The sequence below is a fragment of the Alteromonas aquimaris genome, assembly GCF_026183695.1.
GTDB lineage: Bacteria > Pseudomonadota > Gammaproteobacteria > Enterobacterales > Alteromonadaceae > Alteromonas > Alteromonas aquimaris.
The window spans coordinates 93,927-119,560 of sequence record NZ_JAPFRD010000005.1 but is presented as its reverse complement, the minus strand read 5'-3'; the positions used below and the strand labels follow the sequence as shown (position 1 = coordinate 119,560).

Below are 25,634 nucleotides of genomic sequence, written 5' to 3'. Positions count from 1 at the left end.
TCTCCTACTAACTACCAATCTGAATGACGTCATCTAATTTAATGCTGACATTGCCATCCAGATTCAAAATAATACCCTTGCCGCTTCCGGCAAGACTTACGCTTCCAACATGACGATTTATTGCTGTGGGTATGGCAACCCCTTCACCACCAGCCTCACCAGTAGCGTTTACGACATAGTCACCGGCGGGCATAGCATTGCCTTGCGCATCGGTGCCATCCCAACTGAAACGAACATTTCCTTTACCTTGCGTGCCGGCATCAATCGTTTTGACGATTTCACCATACTGATTTTGAATGGTGATCTTCATGTTTTGAACAGTTTCACCATTCACTACAACACCTGAGACACCTGCCCCTTCAGCACTCATGTGGGCAATGTTGCTTTCCACCAGTACATGCTGACCAATTAAACTTGAAGCCTGGAGCGCTTGATTAGACGTCATCGATGTGGCGAAGGCTTCAAATTTTTCGTTCAGCTGGGAGATTCCATCAGCCATAGTGAACGAGGTCATTTGCGCCACCATTTGGTCATTGTCTACTGGCTTCGTTGGATCCTGATTGGCTAACTGTTCGGTTAACAGCGAGAAGAAATCTTCCTGCGAGAGGTTCTGCTCACTACCATCGGATACTTTTGTTTTCTCTTCCTGCCAATACAAGTCATTAGTCAGGTCGGAAGGGTTAATTGTGTTCATTACAATTCCTCAATTACTGCTTAGGCGGCTATTGCCCTTGACCTAGTTGCAGTACACGGCGAAATAATCGTTTTGTAGTATCTGCTACTTGCACGTTTGTTTCGTATGCTTTCGAAGCAGACATCATGTCAGCCATTTCTTCAACGATATTTACATTGGGCTTATAAATGTAACCATCTGCATCAGCCATCGGATTATTCGGTGCATATTCAACTTGCAAAGGCGCTTTACTTTCTACGACGCCCAACACCTTAACCCCAACTCCGTCACGTTGATGATCGGTCGCTTTTTGCAGCTCTGCGGCAAAAACTGGTTTACGCGCGCGGTAAGTTTCGCCTTCGCTACTACTTACACTGTTGGCATTCGCAATATTGCTTGCCGTGGTATTAAGTCGAACAGACTCCGCTTCCATTCCCTGACTGGAAATTGACATAACATTAAATAAACTCATCCGCCTTGCCCTCCACTTAGAGCCTTCTTCATACCCTTAAGTTTGCCGTTTAAAAATTCAATCGTAGCCTGATAGCGAAGACCATTGTCCAAAAACGCGTTACGTTCTTTTTGTACTTCTACTGAATTGCCATCGCCCGTGTCTGACTGGGTTGGTGAACGGTATTGGATGAAAGATGCGGTGTGCATACTGCCGCCAATGTGCTTACTATCTGTGCGCACCATTGATTGTCTTTGATCAGTCTGAGCCATCTTCATCGCCGATTGGAAATCGATATCTCGCGCTTTGTAACCTGGCGTGTTCGCGTTGGCGATATTCCCAGAGATAAGCTCCATGCGCTGCTCTCTCAAGTTCAACGCTTTTTGATGAAATCCAACTAACCGGTCTAAATCAATTGCCATACAATTTTACTCCTCTTACGCAAGGAGCATTGCAATTGAAATGCCAGTTTGATGAATGAAATACAGGAAAGGGAAAAGTTGTTAGGTCTTGCGTTGGTAATATAGGCCCGGAGAGCATTTTACCATATTGAAAAAGTCGCTGGCTGAACTGATAGACTCTGACGCTCCAAGAAACAATACGCCATTAGCTTGCAGCAATCCGGCAATTTGTTGCAGTATCTTTTGTTTAATTGCCGGGGCAAAATAAATCAGCACATTGCGGCAAAAAACCACATCGAATTTGCCTAAGCCAGCGTACGTGTGCAGCAAGTTCATACTGCGAAACGTCACCATTTTTTTTACCTCCGCCTTCACCATCATTCGACCATCTTCATGATGCTCAAAGTAACGTTGTCTGCGTTCCAGCGACAATCCTCTGGCTAATGACAACTCGTCATAAATACCCTCTTCGCAGCGGGCTAACATGGTGGTAGACAAATCAGTGGCCATGATCTCCACTCCGCGTTTGATGGCGCGGGGATTCTGACGCTGATATTCCATCACTGACATTGCTATGGAATAAGGTTCTTGCCCTGATGAACATGCCGCACTCCATATTCTTAACGGGCGCGACAAGTTCGAAAACTCCGGAAGTATACGGTTAACTAATACTTCAAAAGGGTAGGCATCTCGAAACCACAACGTTTCGTTTGTCGTCATGGCGTCGATAACAGCTTGCAACATTGCTTTATTTCTGCCCGTGACCACTTGTTCTATTAAGGTGTCTAAGGCATCAATATCAAAAGTATATAGTAAGGATGACAACCGACTACGGACCAGGTACTGTTTGTTTTCGCCCAGTACTATGCCGCATTGTTGCTCAAGAAAGCGCCCAAACTTGAGGTAGCTTTCTTCAGAGACTTCTTTCTTCTTCAATCCGTTGCCGTCCTGCGTTCACTAAGGAGTCACTAACCATTTTTGCACAGCGGTTGCGAGTTCATCGGGGTGAAATTTAGCAATAAAATCATCCGCCCCTACCTTTTTCACCATTGCCTGATTAAATACTCCGCTCAAAGAAGTGTGCAGAACCACGTGAAGTTTTTGTAGCTCAGGAGTGTTTTTAATTTCTGCAGTTAATGTATAGCCATCCATTTCGGGCATTTCAATATCTGAAACTAACACCCCTACTCGATTGGTTACATCACCATACTCTTCAGCAATCTCGCGTAATCTTTTGAGGGCCTCAAGTCCGTTTTTGGCCATTTCAATTTCCAAGCCTAATGCGGTTAATGCTTTTTTAACCTGATTGCGGGCCACGGACGAATCATCCGCAATAAAAATAATTTTATCTTCATTACCTTCAGTTTTTAGGTTTGCTGCCACATCTGCACTGACTTCAGCATTAAGAGGTGAAATTTCGTTGAGGATCTTTTCCACATCCAAAATTTCGATTAGTTCGTTTTCCACTTCAGTCACTGCTGTAAGATAGCTGGCTCGACCAGTTCCCTGAGGCGGAGGCATGATTGAGTCCCAGTTAGTGTTGATAATACGTTCAACGGCACCTACTAAAAAACCTTGCACTGAGCGGTTATACTCAGCAATTACAATAAATGCACTGGACAGGTCTTCAATCTTTTTTCCTCCCGTGGCCATGCTTAAGTCAATAACCGATATGGTTTGGCCTCGAATATGAGCAACCCCTCTGACTAATGCATTAAGTTTTGGCATAGAAGTAAGAGGTGGACACTGTAACACTTCACGTACTTTAAAAACGTTAATGCCAAACCGTTGACGACCGTTTAACCGGAACAACAACAATTCCAGGCGATTTTGCCCCACAAGCTGGGTTCGCTGGTTAACGGAATCTAGAATGCCTGACATACATCACCTCTTTTAAAATTGGGCACGAACATTGCGTTAGACCTTATCACTTAATCGTGAGCAGTAAAATCGTCAAATAAGTGACGTTGCGCTTAGCGGTCTTCTGCCATGTAGTGAACTTTAATCATAGACAAAATGTCACCAACTGAACACGAAAAAGTGCAAAAAGAATATGTTTTTATTATTTAAGAAAAAGTCTCGACATTGGCAGCGCTATTTGCCTGGAATGCTTTTAACCATAATGGCATTTTCCACCATTGGTGGTGAAAGCGAAAACCTGCATGAACAAATTGAACGAGGTGCGCATGATTATCTGCTTGAAGCAATAGGCGATAACCATGGGGAGGACAACGTCGTTGTGGAAATATCCCCCATCGACGACCGTATTATTATTCCGGTTTGTCCGACAGGGTTTAACTATCACGCCGATACGGAATCTTTGTCACAGGCGTATATATCAGTAAGAGTAAGCTGTAACAATAATGAATGGTATGTGTTTACCAACGGTCGGGTTACCCGTACACGCACTGTGGTGGTGACGGCAGGAATGATAAGTCCCGGCACAGTTCTATCTCAAGAAAACCTCATGCTTGCCGATATTGATATTAAGAGGTTAAGGCACACAGCCTACTCCGACTTGGATCAGTTAGTGGGGGCACGAATGAAGCATCGTGTGCGTCAGGGTCAACCTATTCAAGCAAATATGTTATGCTTTGTCTGTAAGGGTGATCGTATTACAATTAGCGCCCGCACCTCAGGCATGTTAATTAAAACAGCCGGGATAGCGCAACAGGATGGCGTAGTGGGAGAGAGTATTCGGGTAACCAATGTGAGTTCACGTAAGTCTGTGATCGCACAAGTCGCGAATACGAATGAGGTTGTTGTCAGTCTTTAGCGAAGTTACTGAGTATAAGTTTTCATTACAATAAACGAAAATTTAGACTAAAGTATTGAAGACTGTTGCCGATAACCTAATTGAGGTGTTAACGGTAGTGGAATTTTTATTATGGCAATCAATAATGTAAACAATAATGGTGTACACAAAACACCATTAGACAATGCAAAGCTGAGTAATCAGCAGAACGCGAATCAGGCGGCTGCACAACAGCAGGCTGCAAAAGGTGCGGCTGCAACTGCGCCTCGTCAGGATTCAGTGTCTTTGACACAATCTGCACAGCAGTTAAATCAGGTGCAGAAGAAAAGTAATGAAGCGCCAGTTAATCAAGAGCGAGTGGAAAAGTTGAAAAAAGCCGTTCAAAGCGGTGAGTACAGCATCAATCCACAAGCTTTAGCAACAAAAATTGCCAGACTGGAAGCTGAGGTATTCGGTTCTAATTCATAAGGCCAGGTAATGGAACAATCATTGCAATCTTTGTTATCACAACAAGTTGAAAACCTTAATCAGCTTGCCGTGTTACTTGAACAAGAATTGCATCTAATTAGTTCCAGAGATGCTGAAGCCTTAATGAATTTGCTTAAGGACAAAGAGCAGACCCTCGAAGATATACAGCAACTAGATGACACTGTGAACAAGCAGTACAGCGATCTGGTTGCTACCGGCTCAATTCCAGGTGAAATCGAAGACCTGATAGCCGACGCCAAAGCCCTTTTGGAACAATGTCAGTACCGTACCCAAGTTAATCAGAAAGCTGTCGAACAAGGGCAGCTTCGTCTCACTCATTTGCGTAATTTGATGCTCGAACTTCGCGCTAAAGAATCGCTCACCTACGATAAAAGTGGTAAGCCCAGACCAAGTAGTTCTGGGAAAGGTGTTAGCGCCTAATCTTTTGCTCTGTTAGTAATACTTCACTTCCTTGATCTGACGCGGCTTAGCTGTGGATAGATACAATTGATAAACGGTTTCCATATCTAATTCGAGCTCAGTGGCATAGGTATCTTCGCCCACAGGATAAGATTTGACCACCCGAGCGCCACGAATAATCCCCTCGACCGACGCTTGTAGCTGCGTATCCCCCATCACCATATTGGCGATCGATTGATTGCCGGCGATGCGCTGACCATAAACTTGCTCCGCCAACTCACGATAAGCATCTAACTTGGATGCTTTCATCGCCATGATCTCCTTGATACTGGGTGTGGTTCCCTGTTGAGCATTTACCGGGGCATAACCCACCGCTGTTAACACGGGATACTCTTTTGGTTGAATCACTTCCCACTCTACATGTTTATCATACATACTGGTGCAGGCGCCCAGCGAAAGCACTAACGATACGGATAATAGAATTTTTTTGCTGACTGACATCCTGTTACCTACCCCTTGAAGGTGACAATGAACTGACACTGTAATAATGTTTTAATGAAAGGCAAATAACGTGCCTGAGTGTATAAAACCTATTTTCATAGGCTGGATTCGCCCAAAGATAATGTTTTTTCTACAGTCCAAAAAGGCCCCCTCCCCCTTAGTTTTTGTCCATAAATCTTCGTTCTACTGATGGTTGGAAATTTAAATAGTAGGTGTGGGGAGTGGCTCCATCATGGAGCAAGTCAGGTAAGGCTAAACCACAAGTTCGGTAAAACTCGTGGTTTATTTGCAGGCAAGGATAAAAATAGGAATACATTATGCTTTACACGTGGTGAGTCGAGATTATGGCGCGTAGTTAAGCAGGAAAAAACATGATAAGCAGTCTTTTAGAAAACCGTATTAGCAGTATAAAGATAATTAAAGGATGGTTACTACTAGCCTGCTTGTGTTTTTATCAAGGGCAAAGTCATGCCGTCTGGTATGAGGCGCGGGGGCAAGCGCTGGTCATATCAGGGGATAGAGAGCGTGCGAAAGAACAAGCAACCAATGAGGCAATCAAGCAAGCATTGTTGTTCGCCGGGGCATCCATACGCAGTGTCCAGACGTTGACCAATGGCCTTCTGCAAAACGAAGCGTTTCATATTGCGGCCAATGGTGAGATAGACAGTGTAGAGCTGGTTAGTGAAACCTGGCATGATGATTATGTCACCGTCACAATAAGAGCGGATGTTGTACCTCAAACAGCGCAATGCGAACCCGCGGCCTATTTAAAAACAATTGCAACTAGTTACTTACCCTTGCAGCATCCTCTGCAGGCACAAGATGGTCAGTTACATCGAATCGGTGAGGAAACCAGCCGCAGGCTGAAAACACAGTTTGATAATGCGACGGATACCGTCGTCATCAACTATATCGCCCCTTACTCAGCGCGTTGGGACGATGTAAATGTGGTGCGTCAAGCTCCAGCTTTAGCACGACAGAGTAAAGCACAATTCATTTTAGCGGGAACGATTACAGATATCAGTGTGGCGCGTAACCAACCTTCGTCTTATGCATTTTGGAAAGAAGAGGAAGCAAGTCGACACTTCGGATTAGATGTACAGTTGATTGATGGGATGAACGGTGCCACGTTGTTAAGAAAACACTATTCCACCACCGCGCACTGGCAATACGACCGTTTTGCGCAAATAGATACTAGCAGTCATACGTTCTGGCAGTCGTCCTATGGTCACGCCGTATCTTCTACACTCGCAGAACTGGTTGAAGATGTAGCCGACACCTTAATCTGTCATCCAGCTACTGGCAGAGTACTAAAAATTATCAATGACCAGATCCAGGTGTCCATTGGTCGAGAGCATGGTATTAAAGTGGGCGACGAATTGTCTTTATACCAAACGAATATGGTTGAGGATGCGTTTGGACAAGGCTTTTTGCAATATCGCTTATACCCCGGCAAAGTAAAAGTGGTCGCCGCGTTTGCGGATACTGCTACCGTCGAGCCGGTAGGTAATTTTATTATGGCTAATATTCAGCCAAATGATTTTGTCGCAAAGCGCTAAATCAGCCAGCGTTAGACAAGAAAGTTTTCTGGGTTAGCCTGTGGTGTATTGCAGGTCACCAGGTTGGCGACTACAGTACTGGCTATTTCATTCATGGCCTCAAGTGTGAAGAAGCCCTGATGCCCAGTGATAATTACATTGTGGAAGGTGGCTAACCTCTCAAATACATCGTCACCAATAATTTCAGTTGAGCGGTTTTCGAAAAATAAGTCTGACTCCATTTCATAAACGTCCAGGCCAAGATAACCGATTTTTCCGCTCTTTAGCCCTTTGATTACCGCCTGTGAATCAACCAGCCCTCCACGAGAGGTGTTAATCAACATTACCCCGTCCCGCATACGTGAGATTGATGTTTGATTTATTAAATGATAAGTCTTTTCATTGAGAGGACAATGTAGCGAAACAATATCGCTTTGGGTCAAAAGTCTATCCAGGTCAACGTAGGTTACGCCCATATCCATTATCTCTGGCGAGGGTACAGGGTCACAGCAAATTACCTCACAACCAAAGCCTCGCATAATGGTAACCAACGCCTTACCGATATGTCCTGTGCCGATGACTCCCACACGTTTATTTTTCAGGTTAAATCCCATTAAACCATTCAGTTCGAAATTACCCTCTCTGATTCGATTATAAGCCTTATGGATTTTTCGATTCAGCGTCATGATCAAGGCAACAGCATGCTCCGCTACCGCTTCAGGGGCATAAGATGGCACACGTGACACCCTGATTCCGTTCCGGCTTGCGGTCTCAATATCCACATTGTTATAGCCCGCGCATCGTAACGCGATATGGCGGATATTTTGCTTGGCGAGCATATTGACAACCTGACTATTCACGTCGTCATTAACGAAAACGCAAATAGCTTCGAACTTATCTCCTAATGTCGCAGTGATCGCATTTAGAGAATGGGTAAAATAGGTGAACTTCAACTCTGAGGTCTCTGACACCTTTGCTAACAGCGCTTTCTCATAGGATTTTGTGCTGAACACGGCAACTTTCATCCGGACTTTTCCACCTCTTAACTCAAGTACCTTAGATAGTAGTAGGTGGAAAGCGGAATGAAAGGAAATAATTTATTCTCACCTTCGGTATATACACAGCAAAAAGCTGACATTAATCTACGACGGGTCACAAGGCTAGGTAAACACCATTTTTTACTCACCTATTGATGCTTGAACTATGCCCATGGTAACCGCTGAGGTAGGCGGCTAATATGATGAGAATGCGTGTCCACAGCATTCGTATCGTTTTGGGGTGAGTCTTAACAAGACTTACAATTTTGACTACAATACTTGCGGCGTAACGTCCCTATAGTTTAACTGGATAAAACAAGAGCCTCCTAAGCTTTAGATCTGCGTTCAAGTCGCGGTGGGGACGCCATAATGTGATGTTCTGGTTAAACTTGCATTTTTGACCCATGGTCATAAATAGTACGTAAGACTAATTGAGATTATTGAGCAGTCATTCTCAGGAGGGGTACATGTCTTCATCAGATCACGATGATTTATCTTTTTTCGAAGCGTTTTCAGATGTAAAACCATTACCAGCTGATGACAAGATTAATCTTCACTCCCCAAAAAATAGCCTGGCGCAAAAAGCCAATAAGCTTGCACACAACAAAGACCGCAAGCCTGCCTTTGTCAATCCATTAAGCCTGGAGGCGGTGGTTCCCGTTTCTCCTGACGATTTTATTAGCTTCCAACAACCCGGCATACAAGATGGGGTTTTTAAAAACCTCCGGTTAGGAAAATATGCCCTCGAACACCGCCTGTCGCTAAAAGGCTTAACACTCAACCAAAGTCGAGATGTTCTTTACCAGACCGTGTTAAAGTGCCATGAACAGGGCATGCGAGCGATACTTATTCAACATGGCAAAGGAGAGCAGAGTCAACCTTTTCCCGGATTAAAGAAAAGTTATTTGAACAGATGGTTGCGTGAGTTAGACGAGGTAATAGCATTTCACACCGCGCAGCCAATGCATGGCGGTTTAGGCGCGACATACGCTTTATTGAAAAAACACCCAGATCAGAAGTTAATTAATCGGGAACGCAATCGCAGACGTTAAGTTATTTTGATCTAATTTAGCGGCTTTGGCAGAAGTACTAAATATTGCTGTCAAAATCATAAACAGCACTGCAATAGCAACCCCAGTTAAGCCGAAACCTCTTGTTGAGCGATTCATAGCCGTCTCTTTTTTATTTTTATAGGCTCATTGACTACCTGAACAATATGCCCAGACTAGCGCATTCGTTTTCCTTCATCTATTTGTGCATTCCTTAGCGAGACGCTACTTTAGACTAAATCAGTGGCGTTGACAAGATATGAGGCAAAAACCCACATCTTGTCAACACGTTATAGCAATTAGCCCACAAATACTCGTGCGTTTCTGAAAATTCTCATCCAGGCGCTATCTTCCTGCCAGTCGTCAGGATGCCAAGAGTTAGCAACCGTTCTAAATACGCGTTCTGGGTGAGGCATCATGATGGTACAACGCCCATCTTGTGAGGTTAGACCGGTAATCCCTTCTGGCGATCCATTAGGATTGGCAGGGTAACGTGAAGCGATTTGACCGTTATTATCAATGTAACGCAACGATACCTGATTTGCGGCATTCACCGCGGTTAACGCTTCAGCTTTGCTAAATTGCGCCAACCCTTCTCCGTGGGAAACCGCAATAGGCATCCTTGAGCCAGCCATATCAGTAAATAGGACCGATGCAGAAGGCTGTACTTCTACCATCGCCACGCGCGCTTCAAATCGTTCGGAACGGTTAGTAACAAAATGCGGCCAATGTTCCGTGCCCGGGATCAAACTCTTCAGGTTGGATAACATCTGACAGCCATTACATACGCCCAGACTGAAGGTGGCCTGACGGGCGAAAAACTTACTGAATTCATCGCGAGCTCGCGCATTGAAAAGAATAGATTTTGCCCAGCCTTCACCTGCGCCGAGTACGTCACCATATGAGAAACCTCCGCACGCGGCAAGGCCGTTGAAGCTATCCAAGGTCACCTGACCGCTTAGCACGTCATTCATATGTACATCTATTGCATTAAACCCTGCGCGGGTAAAAGCGGCGGCCATTTCAAGATGCGAATTCACACCCTGTTCTCGCAAAATAGCGACCGTTGGCCTGTGCCCTTTAACAATATAAGGGGCTGCAACATCTTCATTCACATCATAAGTCAGTTTGGCATGCAGTCCAGGATCAGCTGCATCCTGTTTAGCCTGATGCTCTTCATCTGCACACTCTGGATTGTCGCGAAGTTTTTGCATGATATGAGTGGTTTCAGCCCACATGGTTCTTAAATTCACACGACTATCAGAGAATAGTGCGATCCCATTTCGCTTTATTTCCACACTATCCTGACTATTCAACCGGCCAATAGAGTGCGTCAAGTTTTGCAATTCATATTCAGTTAAAATTTCGTTTACCTGAGTCCATTCTTCGTCTTTTACTTGAATTACCGCGCCTAACTCTTCGTTAAACAAAACGGCGATATCATCATTATCAAGGCTATCCAAGTCAACGCTGATCCCCGTTTTACCCGCAAACGCCATTTCTGCGAGCGTAACAAATAATCCGCCATCAGAGCGGTCGTGATAGGCATGTATCAGTCCCTTGCTAATGAGTTTCTGAATAGCCTTGAAAAAATTGAGTAGAATGGCGGAGCTAATAACATCCGCTGGTTTATCGCCTAATTGACCGTAAACCTGGGTCAAGCAACTTGCGCCTAGGCGATTATGTCCAGCGCCTAAATCAAGCAGCAATAAGCGACTTTCACCTATATTGGTTTTCAGTTGGGGGGTAAGCGTTTTACGCACATCCTGCACAGCACCAAACGCTGAGATAACTAACGACAGCGGTGCCGTTACTGCTTTTTCCTTACCTTCTTCATCGTGCCACGCCGTTTTCATCGACATGGAGTCTTTACCCACAGGGATGGTAAGTCCTAATGCCGGACACAACTCTTCCCCGACAGCCTTAACCGCTTCGTACAGCCCTGCGTCTTCACCAGGATGACCCGCGGCGGTCATCCAGTTTGCAGAGAGTTTAATACGCTTAATGTCCTGAATATCGGCTGCAGCAATATTGGTAAGAGCCTCGCCCACCGCCATTCTGGCAGACGCAGCATGGGAAAGGAGCGCTATCGGGGTGCGTTCACCCATTGCCATCGCTTCTCCCTGGTAAGTATCAAACGCTGAGGTCGTTACCGCAACGTCAGCAACCGGTACTTGCCAAGGGCCCACCATCTGATCACGCGCCACCATACCAGTAACCGAACGGTCACCTATGGTTATCAGGAACGTTTTTTCTGCTACTGTGGGTAAACGTAAAATACGCTGAGCGGCATCTTGAATGCTGACTTCACTGCGGTCAAACGCAGTACCCGCTACCGTTGATGATTGTACATCGCGATGCATTTTCGGTGGCTTACCTAACAACACATCCAAAGGCATATCAATAGGTTGATTATCGAAGTGACTGTCATTTAACAACAGATGACGTTCTTCGGTGGCCTCCCCCACCACGGCAAATGGTGCGCGTTCGCGTTCACAGATTGCCGTAAACCTCTCTAAATTCTCAGGGGCGACGGAAAGCACATAACGTTCCTGGGATTCATTACACCACAGTTCAAGCGGTGTCATACCTTGTTCATCACTGAGCACTTTGCGTAATTCAAATTTACCGCCACGCCCCCCGTCATTTACTAACTCAGGCAGGGCGTTGGATAACCCTCCCGCGCCGACATCATGGATAAATTGAATAGGATTTTGTTCGCCCAACTGCCAGCAAGCATCGATGACTTCCTGACAGCGCCTTTCCATTTCCGGGTTATCTCGCTGTACAGAAGCAAAGTCTAAATCTTCGCTGGATTGGCCAGACGCCACAGAGGAGGCAGCCCCTCCCCCCAGACCGATGTTCATCGCTGGCCCACCAAGTACGATAAGCTTAGCTCCTACCGTGATTTCACCTTTTTCCACATGCTCTCGGCGAATATTACCTAACCCACCTGCAATCATAATGGGTTTGTGGTACCCGCGTACTTCTACGCCATTAAAGCTATTGACTTTCTGTTCATAGGTTCTGAAATAGCCAAGCAAGTTAGGCCGACCAAATTCGTTGTTGAACGCAGCACCGCCCAATGGGCCATGGGTCATAATTTCAAGCGCACTGACAATTCGCTGTGGTTTACCGTAATCATGTTCCCATGGTTGTGGTGCATCAGGTAAGTTAAGGTTAGAAACGCTAAAGCCCACCAGGCCGGCTTTGGGTTTAGAACCTCTACCCGTAGCCCCCTCGTCACGAATTTCGCCGCCTGAGCCTGTTGCAGCTCCCGGGAACGGAGAAATCGCCGTGGGGTGATTATGGGTTTCGACCTTCATGAGAATATCTATATTTTCATGATGATATTCATATTGATGAGATTGGGGATCAGGAAAGAAGCGACCCGCTTTCCAGCCTTCCATTACCGCCGCGTTATCTTTGTAAGCCGAATAAACATGATCAGGACACATCTCATACGTGTTTTTGATCATTTTGAATAGCGATTTTTTCTGTTCTTCGCCATCAATGGTCCAACTTGCGTTAAAAATTTTATGACGGCAATGTTCTGAGTTTGCTTGTGCAAACATGTACAGCTCAACGTCATTTGGATTGCGATTCAAGCGAACAAAGTTGTCATACAGGTAATCCACTTCGTCATCTGCTAGCGCCAGTCCCAATTGGCTATTGGCTTGTTCTAAAGCAGCCTTACCTTGCCCTAGAATGTCTACAACCGAATAGGTCTTAGCGTCAGTATGAGTAAACAGAATATTGGCATCTTCCAGGCTTCGAAATACCGTTTCGACCATACGATCATGCAGTAGTGAAGCAGCTGTTTGATATTGTTCTGAGGTTAACGCCGTAGCGGTTTGCAGATAAAACGCGATCCCCCTTTCAATCCGCTCGATTGATTTTAGACCGCAGTTGTGCGCAATATCAGTTGCCTTTGACGACCATGGCGATATGGTTCCGGGCCTTGGGGTGACAAAAAATAAGGTACCTGTAGCGCCCTCATGATTTACTTCGTAAGCACCATATGTCAGCAACTTATCTAGCACACTGGCTTGCTGTTCAGTTAAAGGAGAGGTAGATGAAACAAGGTGAACAAACTCGCTGTGAATACCATCTACAGCAATACCTGATTGACCCAACAACTCAATCAGTTTAGTTTGTCTGAAAACAGACAGTGCAGGCGCGCCTCTTAGGACCAACATATCGCTTTACCTAAAGTAGTGTGGAAACCGTTTTCTGAAGAAAAATGGTTTCTAAAGTTTGAGAAGATTGCGGCGCGGATTATAGAGGAATTTGACGGAATTTTTAACCAGCAATAACATCACTTAAGTGATTTTTTATCTGGTTAAAAGATTTTGGCTTCGATGTGACAATGAAAAGCAGTTGGTTTATTAAATTTAAATACCTGGTCCCCTTATTAACCAGTCTCATGCTGACAAGTTGCCAGCCACTCCACGTTCCTAATTCGCTTAACGATCTGGTGGAGGGGAAAGTACTTAAGCTAGGTACCGTATATGGTCGTACGACATACTATATCGGGCCGGACGGCCCGATGGGTTTCGAATACGAACTGGCAAAGGGGTTTGCCGATTATCTGGGATTAAAACTGCAGGTATACCCCTTTTATTCCTATCCAGCATTACTTGCTCAGATCACTAGCGGTCATATGGATATTGGTGCATCCGGCGATGCCATCACCCCTGCTGTGTCTTCGCAATTTAAACTTGGCCCAGCCTATCAGCAAGTCAGTCATAAGCTGGTATTTCGCCAAGGGGAAGAACGTCCGCGTACGCTGACTGATCTTACCGATACGTTGTTAGTGGTTGAAGGTAGCAGTCATGCCCAGACATTATTGCATGAAGCAGCAGACATCCCAGATTTAACCTGGCAATCCACCGCAGATAAAGACGCAGAAGAACTTCTGCAAATGGTTGCAGAAGGGGCTTTACCGTACACACTAGCTGATTCCAATGCGCTTGCGATTCAGCGTAGGCGTTATCCGCAGTTAAGTATAGGATTCACTGTCCGCCCGTTGCTACCTGTGGCTTGGTTACTCAATCCTTCACAGGATGATTCTCTTCGTGCTGCTCTCATCGAATATTTTGGGCTCATTCAACAAAATGGTCGTTTCAGAGTGTTGGAAGACAAATATTTCGGCCATATTAGAAAATTTAATTATGTTGATACCCGCTCCTTTATCCAAGCGGCAAAAACAGAACTGCCACACTATAAAGACTGGTTTAAACAATACGCTGGTGACATTGACTGGCGCTTACTGGCTGCAATGAGTTATCAGGAAAGCCACTGGCAACCTGATGCCGTCTCAGTTACAGGAGTAAAAGGTCTGATGATGCTTACCCGAAATACGGCCAGGGATATGAATGTCACCTCAAGAATTGACGCTGAACAAAGTATCCGGGGCGGTGCACAGTATTTTTCCAGTTTGGTGAGTCGCATTCCTGATCGCATTCCCCTTCCGGATCGGTTGTGGATGGCGCTCGCCGCCTATAATCTGGGATTAGGCCACCTGGAAGACGCCAGAGTTTTAACCGAAAGACAGGGCGCTGATCCTGATCTGTGGGTAGAGGTTAAACAACGGTTGCCTCTGCTGAGGCAAAAGAAATATTACCGTACCACCAAATACGGGTATGCACGTGGTGATGAAGCAAAACAATACGTAGAAAACATACGACGTTATTTTGACACTTTAGTCTGGTTAGAAGAACGTCATTCAGCTGACGTAAAGCATGATCGAACAGAATTTGGGCTTTCCCCTTGAATTTTGTCACAAAAGCATCATCTTTAAGAGGTAGTTTTAAAATAATAAAAATAAAAATTCTCAACTAAAGCAAAGGATATGAACGAGTACCATGCGTAAAAATCTATCAAATTCAAATCGCAGAAAGAGAATGCTTAAACGCGAACACCAAAAAGTATTGCACCGTCGCAGGGTATTTATTGCCAGTGATCTGTTTACTCTGGTGGAGAAAGCTTCTTAATTGTTTTAGCGGCTTTTATTTGGGCGCGACGCTTTTTGAAAAAGGCTGACAGTTTGTCTCCACATTCTTCAGCCAATATTCCCCCCGTAATCTCTATTTGGTGATTAAGCTGAGGATGTTGCAGTAACTGGAGAATCGAGCCGGCCGCCCCCGTCTTTAAATCATACGCACCAAACACAAGCCGCGAGATTCGGGCGTGCACCAGCATGCCTGCACACATTGGGCAGGGTTCCAAGGTGACATACAAGGTGGAGTTGATCACCCGATAATTTTGAACCTTATTTGCTGCTGTGCGCAGCGCGTTCATCTCAGCATGTGCCGAGGGGTCATGTGACGTGATGGGAGTATTCCAGCCTTCACCTATAACACTTCCGTTTGTCACTACCACTGCCCCAACAGGAATCTCTCCCATTTGCTCAGCTTTATCAGCGAGTTGCAAAGCATGTTGCATCCACATTACATCTTGTTCATGAATTTCGTTATGCATTAGCAAAGTTGACCACTCAGTTGGCGAAAAAAACGATCTCACCTTTAAGGAAAATATTTAAAGCATACCTACCTTATTGAATATAATGATTTTTTTATCCTTGGCCAGTATATTGCTGTCTCAAGTTCAACTGAATTAGGCAAAAAAGAAGAATTTTTGTTCAATTCACATTAAACTCAAATTATATCGAACTGGTAAGGACAAAAAGATGAATATGACTGCTATCGCCATTGTGGGCATTATAGCCTGGGCAATTGTTTCAATAACAGACTCGTTGCGATCTAAAAACGTAAAAAAAGCCAGTAGGGATGTTTCACAGTTAGAATCTGAAGTCGCCCAGCTTAAAGAACGCATAGAGGTGTTAGAAAAAATCGTCACTGACAGTAACTATGACTTGAAAAAGCAGTTTGATGATTTAGAGAAAGATAAGGTGGCGTGATCGATCTCGCGTTGCTGCCCAACTAAACACTAAGCGACAAGGGTTCCCCTATCACTATTTTTACGCATGATAGATGTCAAACCGCATTGATGTTGGATCTGCGCAGAGATAGAAGCGGGTAACGAGTCAAGGCGCTTTGGTGAAAAGTGAAGGATGCTAGAACCCGTGGAGTCAGTGTAACGGGGAATAGATATCCATCTTAACCTTCCTTTGGCAGCGGCGCTTTGGACGTTTAGCAGCACCAATCGCGTTCGATTTAGACCCACTAAAATTTCATATAACTGGCTTGTCGAAAGTGAATAAATTCACGCGCTGAGTGAGCAAATTGTAGCGGGGATTAATGTAAATAGGCCCCTACATCCTGGTTATGGAGGGTAAACGTAATTATGCCCCGCCCAGGCATAGTGATGCCAAAAGAGTATCTGTTAAACACTGAGTCTCGCAGACATGCAAAGGGATCGTAAGTGCGCGAAAAGAGTTCTCCCGCGCATAGGAGGGTCGACAAGACGCATTAACCGCCTTCTAATAAGAAACGCTCGGCCCGCTCTACGCGTCTTGGTTTGCCGGCTATAATTAATACGTCGCCCTTTTGTAAAATTTCAGATTCAGCAGGATTAGTGGCCTCTTTTCCTTCTCTTCTAAGTCCCCTCACACTTATCCTTAAACGGGATAGATTGAGCTCCTCAAGGGATTTTCCCAAGCATGAGGCATGTTCGTTTAAAACGATTGCGTGAATAAATTCCAGTTTATCTTCTGTCCCATAGGATATTTCGGTGGTTTCCCCTGGGTAGAATCCATGAAGATGATCGTAACGGCCTTTTCGTTCTGCGCGTACCCTCTTGAGGATCCTTGACATGGGGACACCTGCATAATGCAACACCTGAGAAATCAGCATCAGACTTCCTTCCTGCATTTCGGGTACCACGTGTGAGGCCCCAGCCTGATAAAGCGCATCTAACTGGTAGTCGCGTTTTATTCTAACCATTACCTCAATATCGGGGTTAAGTTTTTTTGCAGCATCGATAAGCAAGATGGCTTTGTCAGGTAAGTCAAAGGTGATCAAAAGTAGTTTTGCCTGATCCAGTCCTGCCCCTGTTAATATATCTTTCTGACATGCGTCACCAAACATGATGGGTTCGCCAGCGTTACGGCTTTCATGTACTCTCACCGGATCAATATCAACCGCCACAAAGGGAATAGCTTCCATCTTTAATAGACGGGCGACCGACTGTCCGACTCTGCCAAAGCCTACAATAATCACGTGATTAAGCATTCCTTCACTAGAGAATCTTTCCTGTTCGTAAGACTCACCAAATTCAGGAATACCAACAAGTCTTTCAGCCAAACTACGACTATGATTTATTAACCACGGTGTGATCGCCATACTCACCACGCCCATACTGATTAAAATTGATGACAGTTGAGTAGAAAATACCCCCTCTGTGGCCGCCAGTGCCGCGATGACAAAACTAAACTCACCTATTTGGCAGAGCTTAAAACCTGCCGCCCAGCCCTCAATAGGATCGCAGTGGAATAAACGCGTCGCTAAACGTACTAACACCACTTTTACTATCATTAAGGCCAATACGCCTGGTACGATCCATATACCATGCGTAGCCAATACCGATAAATCTAGCTGCATCCCCACGGTTACAAAAAACAACCCCATTAATATGTCGCGAAAGGGACGGATATCGGCTTCGAGTTGGTACTTATACTGACTTTCACCCAGCATCATGCCTGCTAAAAATGCGCCTAACGCCATAGACAGGCCAAAAGCGTAGGTTAAACCCGCTGCCAGTAAGGCTATCAAAATGGTAGTGAGCACAAACAGTTCGTCTGTCCTACTGCGCGCGACTTCGCGAAAAATCCAAGGCAGCACCCACTTTCCAATGGATAAAAGCAATGCAACAACGAACACCCCTTTAAGTAATGCCTGGAATAGAACTGTAGTAAGACTTACGTGCTCACTAGAAGCCATAATTGGAATGGCGATAAGAAATGGGACTACCGCCAAATCCTGAAATAGTAAAATACTGATAGCAAGTTGTGTACGGCGATTGTTTAAAATGCCTAGCTCAGTTACCTGTTTTATAACAATAGCTGTTGAACTCAGCGCAAACATTCCTCCAATAATTAACGCGATAGGTACACTAAAATTAAAGAACAATAGAACTAAACTGAAAACCAGCATGGTTAAGAGCATTTGCAATAAGCCCACGCCGAACACCAAATTGCGCATGGCAAGCAACTTGGGAAGTGAAAACTCCAGACCAAGCGAAAAAAGTAGAAAGACAATGCCTATTTCTGCCAATAAATGCATGTCTTCCGGATGGGCAAAAAGGGAGGTAATTTCGGGACCGGCGATGAGGCCCGCAAACAAATAGGCCAGAATTGGCGGTAAGTGTATCCGTCTAAAAAGTGCCACACTCAGTACGGCAATAATCATAAGAATAACAACTTGTACAAATATATCGCCCAACACATCACTCCCTTTTAAAAATAACAGGCATAGTTTTTGCTGACACTTCTGTTAGCAGCTGCTGAGGGTAAAAAATCGTCAGAAATTTGCCATTCGACGAGTGTAGTAAGCACTAACACCAACCTCAGTATTTTTTAGATGTATATTCAGGAGCCTAGCCATGGATTTTTCCCATACTATCTACGATAGCACAGGTCAGGACAATTTTGTTTCACTCGCGCAAGCAAGCTCAGCATATTCTGCTCATCATATGAATACTTTTATGAAACAGCTGCTTTCAACTATCGATTTAGACACGTTAGGCTCCATTTATTTTCGCCACCTAAGTATGGCTTTACCTTTGGCAAAGATCGACTTGGCTTCTGTTAAAGAAGCTATGTGTTTTGGTCAAGAAAAAATTAGTGCGCCTTGTATAGTCACCCTTCCATTTGTGAATACCGCGATAACCACCAGCGGGGAAAACATTTTTGCTGTATACAGTTTTTACGAAGAGCTTGAGCGCCAGGAGCGCAACACGCTAGCCACTATGCACCAAATCTTCGCCAAGCCGTTACAACATGCGCTAGAGTTTGAACGATTAAAGCTTATGATGACAAAAGATGCGCTAACCGGTCTTGGTAATCGAGCAGGGTTCGATGAAGCAAGCAAGCGGCTTTCAAGTCGCTGCAATCGCCATCGCTCGCAGTTTGCTTTGTTAGTTATTGACTTGGATAATTTTAAGTCCGTGAATGATAACTACGGTCATTTGGAAGGAGACCGTGTACTTCAGGAAGTTGCCTCACACATCGCACACGCCTTGCGCCATTCAGATGAAGCGTTCAGGTTTGGTGGAGACGAATTTTGTTGCTTGATCGATTGCGAAACCTCGACGGACTTATTAGCAGTTGCAAACCGTTTACATCAACGAGTAAATAACTGCAAGTTTATGCAACAAAAGAATATTTCCTGCAGTATTGGAGGTGCGATTTTCCATCCTGAGGAGAATTTAGAAACTGTTTTCAAGCGTGCCGATGAAGCGCTTTACAGGGTCAAACTAACGGGTAAAAATGCTTATCTTGCCGCGTAAAGTGGCAATACCTTTCCCCTATACTATAAAAAATATTACTTATAGGTGAAATCTAAAGGTGGTATGTCAGGCGGCGTTTGAAGTACTAAAATCTCATGTTGTAAACACACTGCCACCGGCGTTTCTTTGAAAAAAATAATAGGTACCTGAATACGCTCCCAAGGCGGCACTTCCCATTCTTTTAACCACTCTTTAAGCCGTTTATTGTGCAGCTTTCCTAGCGGTCTGAATTTAATAGCGGGCATGCCAGTTACTAACGTAATGTGAGCGCGATCTGAAGTTGTATTATCGGGCCAGTTCACACAGAGGGTTTTCTCCCACATTGGTAAGTTAAGCCCGGCCTCTGGAATACTTAGTTGTTCGGGTAAATGGGAAAACCGACTAACACACCAGAGTTTCCCTCGAAAACGTCTCACGGAATAGTCACTCATCTCCACCAGCGGCTGACTATCCTCTCTGGCGGTTAACATCGTTTGGATCTGCGCTAACACTGCAGTGGACGGTGACAGAGGAAAAAACTGCCGCAGCCATTCACGTAAAATTTGCTTCTGCCACATTTCACTTAACGCAGTTAGTGCCACTACATCCAGTCTGCGTTCAGCATCTTGCAAGGTACATAGTTTTTCCCTGCATACCTGTTCCAGTAATACAGCCTGTTCATGGCAATGTTGCGCACTCCGGGCAATAGCTGCGGAAATAGCGGGCCACCTTGCTTGCAACTGGGGAATAATTTGCTGTCTCAAAAAATTGCGGTCATATCGCTCATCCTTATTGGATGCATCTTCAACCCAACTTAACCTTTTCGTATTGGCATATTGATTTACTGCGTCCTGCGCAATAGCCAGCATAGGTCGGATAATAGGTACTTGCTCTTTGTAACTCAAAAGCTGCATGCACGCTAATCCTCGCGGGCCAGCACCGCGTTTGAGTTGCAACAACATGGTTTCCATCTGATCATGTAAATGATGTGCCGTTACGATTGCGCCTTTCACTTGCTTGGTAAATTCAACCAACCGTTGATACCTGAGTTCTCTGGCTTGCGCTTCCAGGCTGGTTCGCGGTTTAGGTGTGATGGTGACAGCGCATGACTGAAAGGGAATATTCCGATGAGCGCAAATATGGGCGCAGTGCTGCTCCCAATCTTCAGCGTCTGAGCTTAAGCCGTGATTTACATGGAATGCGTATATAGAAGGTAAGGTATTTGAACCACCTTTCGTGTCATCCACTAAACGTGAAATAATATCTAATAAGACAACTGAGTCTTTGCCGCCACTTAACGCAATAACTAACGATTGCACAGACTCAGTCTTAGAGGTGATTGCTGAAAGTGCTGTTTGCAGTTCACTTACAACTGTAGCGCGGATTGTATCCAACCGTGTCTCCTGCCCCGCTACCTGATGGCTACCGTTAACAGTAGCCGAATGACATTAATCGCTGGTATCGCTCTTCCATCAAAGTGGACGTATCTAAACTCATAAGTTGGCTTAGCTGTTGCTTAAGCGTTGCTTTTAAGTTAGCAGCCATGCCATCGTGATCACGATGGGCGCCGCCTAACGGCTCTTCAACGATAGTGTTAATTAACCCTAAGTCTTTAATTTGTGGCGCACTGACCCCCATCGCTTCAGCTGCTAACGGTGCTTTTTCAGCGCTTTTCCACAGAATCGACGCGCAACCTTCAGGCGAAATAACCGAATAAGTTGAATACTGCAACATATTGACCCGATCTCCCACACCAATAGCCAGGGCACCACCTGAGCCACCTTCACCAATAACGGTGCAGATGATAGGTACCTCTAGTTCAGCCATTTCGAATAGGTTTCTGGCGATAGCTTCACTTTGACCGCGTTCTTCAGCCCCTACGCCTGGGTACGCTCCGGGTGTGTCAATCAGGGTGATGATAGGCAATTTAAAACGCTCTGCCATTTTCATCAAACGCAATGCTTTTCGATAGCCTTCCGGTTTTGGCATCCCAAAGTTACGTTTAATTTTTTCCGTAGTATCACGCCCCTTCTGATGACCAATAATCATAACTGGCTGTTCATCCAGCATCGCCAAGCCACCCACAATCGCTTTATCGTCTGCGTATGCACGGTCGCCCGCCAACTCATCAAATTCTTCGAAAACTTTACTAATATAATCAAGGGTGTAGGGGCGCATTGGGTGACGGGCCACCTGTGAAATCTGCCACGCTCCCAGATCGGAAAATATCTTTTTAGTCAGATCAGCACTTTTACCCCGCAGGCGATTAATTTCCTCTTCGATACCAATATCGAACTCACCGCCTTGATTGACCAGCCTTAACTCTTCTATTTTTGCTTCTAACTCAGCAATAGGCTGCTCAAAATCCAAAAACTGTATACTCATTCTGTACCCTTTTTTACTACCCTTTTGCTAGGCTCAATGATATTTAAGCGCTACGGCGTCTTCACCCAAGTATTGCTTCAGATCGTGCAGCAATTGATCTTCTGGTGTTACATACCATTGAGCACCACATGCTACGGTTGCCTCAGCATCCGCATGGATGACATCAAACTGGACCGGACAACTGCCGCCTTTAAAAGGTTGTAAAACCTTCTCCAATGCCCCAATACGGTCATTATGCCAATGCTGTAAATCAATTTTTAAGGACAATGCTCGTGCATGTTGTTCACGAGCTTGAATTATATCCATCACATCCCGGGCGGTGATTGTATTGCCGCCAGAGAAATCATCAAAGCTGACCTGTCCCTTTATCAGCAAAATTCTATCCGTTTCCAGTATACTTTCAAATTGTTCATATACATCAGGAAAAAATCTTACATCCATTCTGGCACTTTTGTCGTCTAACGTGACAATTGCCCAACGCCGACCTCTTTTATTGGTCATCACTCTAACACTGAGCACGAGTCCAACCAGCGATGCCATTTGATCTTTGCCGGTTGGCTTAGCGTCTACCAACCGACCATCTGCATAGTGACGAATTTCATCCGCATACTGATTGATGGGGTGGCCGGTTAAATATAGCCCAAGGGTGTCCTTTTCTCCTTCCAACCAGACTTTCTCGGGCCAGTGCGGCACATCTGCAAATGCCTGCGCGACTTGTTCCGGCTCTGTTGTCAATAGGCCAAACATGTCGGACTGTCCATACGATTCCGCTTTAGCATGCTGACCGGCCGCGGCTATCGCCTCTGGTAACGAAGCCATAATAGCAGCGCGATGAGGCCCTAGATTGTCCATGGCACCAGCGAGTACTAATTTTTCAAGTACCCGCTTATTGACGCGTTTGATATCCACTTTAGCACAAAAATCAAACAAATCAGTAAACTTACCGTGGTTTTCACGCGCCTCGATAATGGCTTCGATGGGACCTTCACCTACCCCTTTGATTGCCCCTATACCATACACAATGTCGCCATCCGTATTGACAGTGAACTTGTATAGGCCTGTATTAAGATCAGGAGGCAGAATTTTTAACCCCATACGGTTAACTTCATCTACCAGCGTAACAATCTTATCCGTATTGTCCATGTCAGCGGACATAACCGCTGCCATAAACTCAGCTGGATAGTGTGCTTTAAGCCAAAGGGTTTGGTAAGACACTAGCGCGTAAGCAGCAGAATGCGATTTGTTAAATCCGTAGCCGGCAAACTTCTCTACCAGGTCAAAGATCTTCATCGCTAAGTCAGGATCGATATTATTTTCTTTCGAACCTTCTTTAAATACGGCCCGCTGTTTTGCCATTTCCTCAGGTTTTTTCTTACCCATCGCCCGACGAAGCAAGTCGGCACCACCCAGTGAATAACCTGCCATTTCCTGGGCAATTTGCATAACCTGTTCCTGGTACAGGATAATGCCGTAAGTTGGGTTCAAAATTTCCTTGAGGCATTCATGTTGGTAATCCGCATCGGGATAAGAAATCTCTTCGCGACCGTGTTTTCGATCGATAAAGTTATCTACCATGCCTGACTGAAGCGGACCGGGTCGAAAAAGAGCTACCAGAGCAATGATATCTTCAAAACAATCAGGTTTGAGGCGCTTGATGAGCTCCTTCATACCTCGTGATTCAAGCTGAAACACCGCCGTTGTCTCTGCATTTTGCAGCATTTTAAAGCTACGTTTATCCACTAGCGGGATGGCAGTGATGTCGATTTCTTTACCCTTACCTGCGGCGATCATATCGATAGCCCACTGTATGATCGTAAGGGTTCTTAATCCAAGAAAGTCGAATTTGACTAAGCCTGCCGTTTCAACATCGTTTTTATCGAACTGGGTGACAGGATTTTTACCTTCATCGTCACAATAAAGCGGTGCAAAGTCGGTTATGGTAGTCGGCGCAATAACCACGCCTCCCGCATGTTTTCCGGCATTTCGGGTGACGCCCTCCAGAATCCGAGCCATATCGATAAGGTCTTTTACTTCCTCATCGTCGTTATAAAGCTCAGGCAATCGTGGTTCGACTTCAAACGCTTTTTTAAGTGTCATGCCAGGATCAGAAGGAATTAATTTGGAAATTCTATCTACAAAACCATAGGGGTGCCCTAGCACACGCCCTACGTCCCGCACCACAGCCTTCGCAGCCATCGTACCAAAAGTGATAATTTGCGAGACCGCTTGCCGGCCATATAGGTCAGCTACGTGGTCAATGACTTCATCTCGACGATCCATGCAAAAATCGACGTCGAAATCGGGCATTGAGACACGTTCAGGGTTAAGAAACCTTTCGAAAAGCAGATCGAATTCCAACGGATCCAGATCAGTAATGCTTAACGCATAGGCGACCAATGAGCCCGCACCGGATCCTCGGCCGGGTCCTACAGGGATACCATTGTCCTTACTCCATTGGATAAATTCCATTACGATAAGGAAGTATCCTGGGAATCCCATTTGGTTTATTACGTCTAATTCAATTTTTAAACGCTCGTCGTAGTCGCCACGTTTCGCTGCCCGTTCTTCTTCGTCAGGAAACAAGAATGCAAGACGTTCCTCCAGCCCTTCTTCTGCTTTTTTTACTAAAAAGTCTTCGGTGGTCATGCCACCGGTCGGAAACTGCGGTAAGAAATATTCGCCGAGGCGTACGGTTACATTACATCGTTTAGCTATCTCTACCGTATTTTCTATCGCCTCTGGAATGTCTTCGAACAGTTCCAGCATCTCTTCGGGTGAACGTAAATACTGCTGTTCACTGTATTTTTTCGGCCGACGATTATCATCTAAGGTAAAGCCGTCGTGGATACACACTCGAATTTCATGTGCCTCAAACCCTTCAGGTTCGATAAAGCACACTTCGTTGGTGGCAACGACAGGCAAACCACGTTGTTCGGCCAGTTCCACCGCTAAATGCAGGTAGTCTTCCTCACCACTTCTTCCAGTGCGAATAAGTTCAAGATAAAACCGGTCGGGGAAGTGGGTCTGATAAAAACTTATAGATTGCTCAAGCAGTTTGGCGTTATTTTTCGTCAGGGCAACACCCACATCTCCATGAGATGCTCCAGATAAAACGATAATGCCTTCTGCATGCTCGGCGAGCCATGCTTGATCGATAGCAGGCCGATGGCATACATACCCTCGAGAATAGGCTTTTGAAATAAGAAGGGTTATATTTTTGTACCCTTCATTGTTCATAGCCAGCAGGGTTAAACGAAAAGGTTCCGTCGCAAACTCTTCACTAATCACCCAGAAATCTGTGCCAATTATCGGTTTGATGCCGCGACTATGCGCTTCGGAATAATACTTGACCAAACCGCACATATTCATTTGGTCGGTAATAGCCACGGCTGGCATGTTCATAGCCGATACTTTTTCCAGAATGGGTTTAACTTTGTTAAGCCCATCCATCATGGAAAAGTCACTGTGAACACGTAAATGGATAAATGGAGATGTCATAGAGTAACC

General features: G+C 45.2%; 21 protein-coding genes and 1 tRNA gene. 9 read left to right on the top strand and 13 right to left on the bottom strand.

Annotated elements, in window-relative coordinates:
• Nucleotides 1-7: 7 nt before the first annotated feature.
• The 5 genes from OPS25_RS03535 to OPS25_RS03515 form a co-directional block, all read right to left on the bottom strand.
• Nucleotides 8-694, bottom strand: coding sequence for a flagellar hook assembly protein FlgD (locus tag OPS25_RS03535; RefSeq protein ID WP_265616282.1), 687 nt, complete (start codon nucleotides 692-694; stop codon nucleotides 8-10).
• Nucleotides 695-722: 28 nt separating this feature from the next.
• Nucleotides 723-1,145 (bottom strand): flagellar basal body rod protein FlgC, encoded by a 423-nt coding sequence (gene flgC, locus OPS25_RS03530; protein ID WP_265616281.1) that lies wholly within the window; start codon nucleotides 1,143-1,145, stop codon nucleotides 723-725.
• Nucleotides 1,142-1,546, bottom strand: coding sequence for a flagellar basal body rod protein FlgB (flgB, locus tag OPS25_RS03525; RefSeq protein ID WP_265616280.1), 405 nt, complete (start codon nucleotides 1,544-1,546; stop codon nucleotides 1,142-1,144). The genes flgC and flgB overlap by 4 nt, the downstream gene beginning before the upstream one ends.
• Before the next feature lie 81 nt (nucleotides 1,547-1,627).
• Entirely contained in the window at nucleotides 1,628-2,461 is an 834-nt protein-coding gene (locus OPS25_RS03520; RefSeq protein WP_265616279.1) for a CheR family methyltransferase, read from the bottom strand.
• 21 nt (nucleotides 2,462-2,482) lie between these two features.
• A complete protein-coding gene (locus OPS25_RS03515) occupies nucleotides 2,483-3,406 on the bottom strand; it encodes a chemotaxis protein CheV (protein ID WP_265616278.1) in 924 nt (307 codons plus the stop codon).
• Between the two features lie 172 nt (nucleotides 3,407-3,578).
• Between OPS25_RS03515 and flgA the strand changes: the two genes are divergently transcribed.
• From flgA to flgN, 3 genes are all read left to right on the top strand, one after another.
• The gene (gene flgA / locus OPS25_RS03510; protein WP_265616277.1) at nucleotides 3,579-4,301 is read left to right on the top strand and encodes a flagellar basal body P-ring formation chaperone FlgA; all 723 of its coding nucleotides are present in this window, start codon (nucleotides 3,579-3,581) and stop codon (nucleotides 4,299-4,301) included.
• 111 nt (nucleotides 4,302-4,412) lie between these two features.
• A complete protein-coding gene (gene flgM, locus OPS25_RS03505) occupies nucleotides 4,413-4,748 on the top strand; it encodes a flagellar biosynthesis anti-sigma factor FlgM (protein ID WP_265616276.1) in 336 nt (111 codons plus the stop codon).
• Nucleotides 4,749-4,757: 9 nt separating this feature from the next.
• Entirely contained in the window at nucleotides 4,758-5,189 is a 432-nt protein-coding gene (flgN, locus tag OPS25_RS03500) for a flagellar export chaperone FlgN (RefSeq protein WP_265616275.1), read from the top strand.
• Between the two features lie 12 nt (nucleotides 5,190-5,201).
• On the opposite strand, the gene OPS25_RS03495 is transcribed toward flgN, so the two are convergent.
• A complete protein-coding gene (locus tag OPS25_RS03495) occupies nucleotides 5,202-5,669 on the bottom strand; it encodes an LPP20 family lipoprotein (protein ID WP_265616274.1) in 468 nt (155 codons plus the stop codon).
• A gap of 371 nt (nucleotides 5,670-6,040) precedes the next feature.
• Here OPS25_RS03495 and OPS25_RS03490 point away from each other — a divergent pair, with 371 nt between their 5' ends.
• Nucleotides 6,041-7,228, top strand: coding sequence for a flagellar assembly protein T N-terminal domain-containing protein (locus OPS25_RS03490; protein ID WP_265616273.1), 1,188 nt, complete (start codon nucleotides 6,041-6,043; stop codon nucleotides 7,226-7,228).
• A gap of 11 nt (nucleotides 7,229-7,239) precedes the next feature.
• Here the strand turns inward: OPS25_RS03490 and OPS25_RS03485 are convergent, their stop codons facing one another.
• On the bottom strand, nucleotides 7,240-8,232 hold the full coding sequence (locus OPS25_RS03485) for a 2-hydroxyacid dehydrogenase (protein WP_265616272.1): 993 nt from the start codon (nucleotides 8,230-8,232) through the stop codon (nucleotides 7,240-7,242).
• 303 nt (nucleotides 8,233-8,535) lie between these two features.
• Between OPS25_RS03485 and OPS25_RS03480 the strand changes: the two genes are divergently transcribed.
• Both OPS25_RS03480 and smrA read left to right on the top strand, forming a co-directional pair.
• Nucleotides 8,536-8,611, top strand: a tRNA-Arg gene (locus OPS25_RS03480).
• A gap of 100 nt (nucleotides 8,612-8,711) precedes the next feature.
• Entirely contained in the window at nucleotides 8,712-9,296 is a 585-nt protein-coding gene (gene smrA / locus OPS25_RS03475) for a DNA endonuclease SmrA (RefSeq protein WP_265616271.1), read from the top strand.
• Nucleotides 9,297-9,592: 296 nt separating this feature from the next.
• Here smrA and purL read toward each other — a convergent pair whose 3' ends face one another.
• Nucleotides 9,593-13,492: a phosphoribosylformylglycinamidine synthase gene (gene purL, locus OPS25_RS03470; protein ID WP_265616270.1), complete on the bottom strand. Its 3,900-nt coding sequence runs from the start codon at nucleotides 13,490-13,492 to the stop codon at nucleotides 9,593-9,595.
• Nucleotides 13,493-13,662: 170 nt separating this feature from the next.
• On the opposite strand from purL, the gene mltF reads away from it, so the two are divergent.
• Nucleotides 13,663-15,069, top strand: a complete 1,407-nt coding sequence (mltF, locus tag OPS25_RS03465; RefSeq protein ID WP_265616269.1) for a membrane-bound lytic murein transglycosylase MltF — start codon at nucleotides 13,663-13,665, stop codon at nucleotides 15,067-15,069.
• 194 nt (nucleotides 15,070-15,263) lie between these two features.
• On the opposite strand, the gene tadA is transcribed toward mltF, so the two are convergent.
• Nucleotides 15,264-15,776, bottom strand: a complete 513-nt coding sequence (gene tadA, locus OPS25_RS03460; RefSeq protein ID WP_265616268.1) for a tRNA adenosine(34) deaminase TadA — start codon at nucleotides 15,774-15,776, stop codon at nucleotides 15,264-15,266.
• A gap of 214 nt (nucleotides 15,777-15,990) precedes the next feature.
• On the opposite strand from tadA, the gene OPS25_RS03455 reads away from it, so the two are divergent.
• Nucleotides 15,991-16,215 carry a hypothetical protein gene (locus OPS25_RS03455; RefSeq protein WP_407080213.1) on the top strand — a complete coding sequence of 75 codons (225 nt, stop codon included), beginning with the start codon at nucleotides 15,991-15,993 and terminating at the stop codon, nucleotides 16,213-16,215.
• A 511-nt stretch (nucleotides 16,216-16,726) separates the two neighbouring features.
• On the opposite strand, the gene OPS25_RS03450 is transcribed toward OPS25_RS03455, so the two are convergent.
• Nucleotides 16,727-18,697 (bottom strand): monovalent cation:proton antiporter family protein, encoded by a 1,971-nt coding sequence (locus OPS25_RS03450; RefSeq protein ID WP_265616656.1) that lies wholly within the window; start codon nucleotides 18,695-18,697, stop codon nucleotides 16,727-16,729.
• A 160-nt stretch (nucleotides 18,698-18,857) separates the two neighbouring features.
• Between OPS25_RS03450 and OPS25_RS03445 the strand changes: the two genes are divergently transcribed.
• The gene (locus OPS25_RS03445) at nucleotides 18,858-19,763 is read left to right on the top strand and encodes a GGDEF domain-containing protein (RefSeq protein WP_265616266.1); all 906 of its coding nucleotides are present in this window, start codon (nucleotides 18,858-18,860) and stop codon (nucleotides 19,761-19,763) included.
• Between the two features lie 35 nt (nucleotides 19,764-19,798).
• On the opposite strand, the gene tilS is transcribed toward OPS25_RS03445, so the two are convergent.
• From tilS to dnaE, 3 genes are read right to left on the bottom strand one after another with little or no spacing between them, the layout of a single operon-like run.
• Nucleotides 19,799-21,136, bottom strand: a complete 1,338-nt coding sequence (gene tilS, locus OPS25_RS03440) for a tRNA lysidine(34) synthetase TilS (RefSeq protein WP_265616265.1) — start codon at nucleotides 21,134-21,136, stop codon at nucleotides 19,799-19,801.
• 34 nt (nucleotides 21,137-21,170) lie between these two features.
• The gene (gene accA / locus OPS25_RS03435) at nucleotides 21,171-22,127 is read right to left on the bottom strand and encodes an acetyl-CoA carboxylase carboxyl transferase subunit alpha (protein WP_265616264.1); all 957 of its coding nucleotides are present in this window, start codon (nucleotides 22,125-22,127) and stop codon (nucleotides 21,171-21,173) included.
• A gap of 33 nt (nucleotides 22,128-22,160) precedes the next feature.
• Nucleotides 22,161-25,625, bottom strand: a complete 3,465-nt coding sequence (dnaE, locus tag OPS25_RS03430; protein ID WP_265616263.1) for a DNA polymerase III subunit alpha — start codon at nucleotides 25,623-25,625, stop codon at nucleotides 22,161-22,163.
• Nucleotides 25,626-25,634: the final 9 nt, after the last annotated feature.